A 1,980-nucleotide genomic window follows, 5' to 3' on the forward strand; every position below is an offset into this window, starting at 1 on the left:
ACTTATAATTTGGATTATTTAACATTTTATAGTGTAAATATGATAAAATTTGTAATGTTTAAAATAAATGATTTTGAAATGAATAAATAACAAAAGAAATAAAGTTTAAAATTTACATAATAAATAAATTGTATTAGATAATTAATTTTAGCATAGAAGTTATAACTTAGTTTAGTATATTTATTTTGTTATTAGAGGAGAGAAAAAATTGTTATGGTAGAAAATTTAGAGTTAATAAAAGAACTCAAAGTAAGCAATTCACGATTATCTGTGTATTTAATATTAAGAAGGCTATTTGATATTTTAGCAAGCTTAATAGGACTAGCTCTATTAGCACCAGTTATTATTATTACCTGTATTATTGTAAGGTTAGAATCAAAGGGAAGTCCAATTTATTGTCAGTCAAGAGTGGGATGTTATGGAAGAGAATTTAAGATGTATAAAATAAGATCAATGAGAATTGATGCTGAAAAAAATGGAGCTCAATGGGCTAAAAAAAATGATCCTAGAATAACTAAAGCAGGTAATTTTATAAGAAAAACTAGACTAGATGAATTACCTCAATTATACAATGTTTTAAAAGGAGATATGAGTATAATAGGACCTAAACCTGAAAGAGAAGTTTTTTATAGAGAGTTTGAGCAAAATATAAAGAATTTTAGAGATAGGTTAATAATAAAACCAGGATTAACAGGATATGCTCAAGTTAATGGAGGTTATGATGTTGAACCACAAGAAAAATTAAATTTAGATTTATATTACATAAATAATATAAACTTTAAAAACGATTTAATTATCTTGGTCAAAACAGTAAAAGTTATTTTTACAGGAGAAGGTGCAAGATAAAATAAATAAGATTAGGAGAGAGGATTTAATGAAAAAAAAATACAGATTAATAAGTAAATTTATTTTATATGTATATTTAAGTGTTATATTTTTAAATAATTTACTGTTAGTTAATGTACAAGCTAGACCTATTACTAAAATTGTAGGACAAGCATCTGTAAGTTTACAAAAAGCCAAAGAATGGGCTAAAAATAATGGTGCAACAGATGAGTTTATTGGTTTAGCTAATATATATTGGGATTTAGCGCCTAAGCATGGCGGAATTGATCCAGCTGTAGCTTATGCTCAATCAGCTTATGAAACAGGATATGGAAGATTTGGAGGCGTTATTGATGCTACATATCATAATCCATGTGGTATGAAAACAGAACAAGGTGGAGCAGATAATGATAAAAATGCTCATCAAAGATTTGATAGTTGGGAAGATGGAATAAGTGCACACTTAGATCATATAGCTTTATATGTTGGAGCTAAAGGTTATCCTAAACCAAAAGATCAGACAAAAGATCCAAGACATTTTAATTACCTATATGGAAAATCAGGAGATTCAGTAGAAAAATTAGGAGAAACGTGGGCAACAACAAAGGTTTATGGAAAGAAGTTAGCTTCTTTAGTTAGACAATTGCAAGGAAAATATTTACCAAGTAAAATACATATAAATACTAATATAACAGAATTAATTAAAGGAAATAATCAACTTATACAAGGATGGGCTTTAAATGATTCAGCAGTAGAAAAGGTAAATATATATATTGATAATAATTTTATTGGACAAGCAAATTATGGAGAAGATTCACCATTTGTAGCACAGGATTATCCAGAATATTCAAATAGCAATAAAGCAGGATATACATTAAGATTTGATGCAAGTAAATTAAGCTTAGGAAATCATGAAATAAAAGTAGAAATAATAGGTGATGATGGAATTAAGTATAAAAAATCTGTTCCAGTAAAAGTAGTAGAAGGAAAATTACCAAAAACACATATAAATACAAACTTAAAAGAGCTAAAACAAGAAGGCAATCAAGTTATACAAGGATGGGCAATAAACAAATCAGGAGTAGAAGCAGTAAACGTATATATAGATAATAAGTTTATTGGAAAAGCAAATTATGGAGAAGATTCACCATTTGT

2 protein-coding genes are annotated in these 1,980 nt (G+C 27.2%); both read left to right on the forward strand.

Going from position 1 to position 1,980, the window contains the following annotated elements; translation table 11 throughout:
- Nucleotides 1-213: 213 nt before the first annotated feature.
- Nucleotides 214-846, forward strand: coding sequence for a sugar transferase (locus GBZ86_RS15400; RefSeq protein WP_152892125.1), 633 nt, complete (start codon nucleotides 214-216; stop codon nucleotides 844-846).
- 28 nt (nucleotides 847-874) lie between these two features.
- The coding region (locus GBZ86_RS15405) for a glucosaminidase domain-containing protein (protein ID WP_207707470.1) at nucleotides 875-1,980 on the forward strand (1,106 nt) is incomplete at its 3' end.

The organism is Clostridium tarantellae (genome assembly GCF_009295725.1).
GTDB lineage: Bacteria > Bacillota > Clostridia > Clostridiales > Clostridiaceae > Sarcina > Sarcina tarantellae.

Coding starts and splice junctions, on each gene's coding strand:
- GBZ86_RS15400 (WP_152892125.1), top strand. CDS start 214: ATGGTAGAAAATTTAGAGTTAATAAAAGAACTCAAAGTAAGCAATTCA.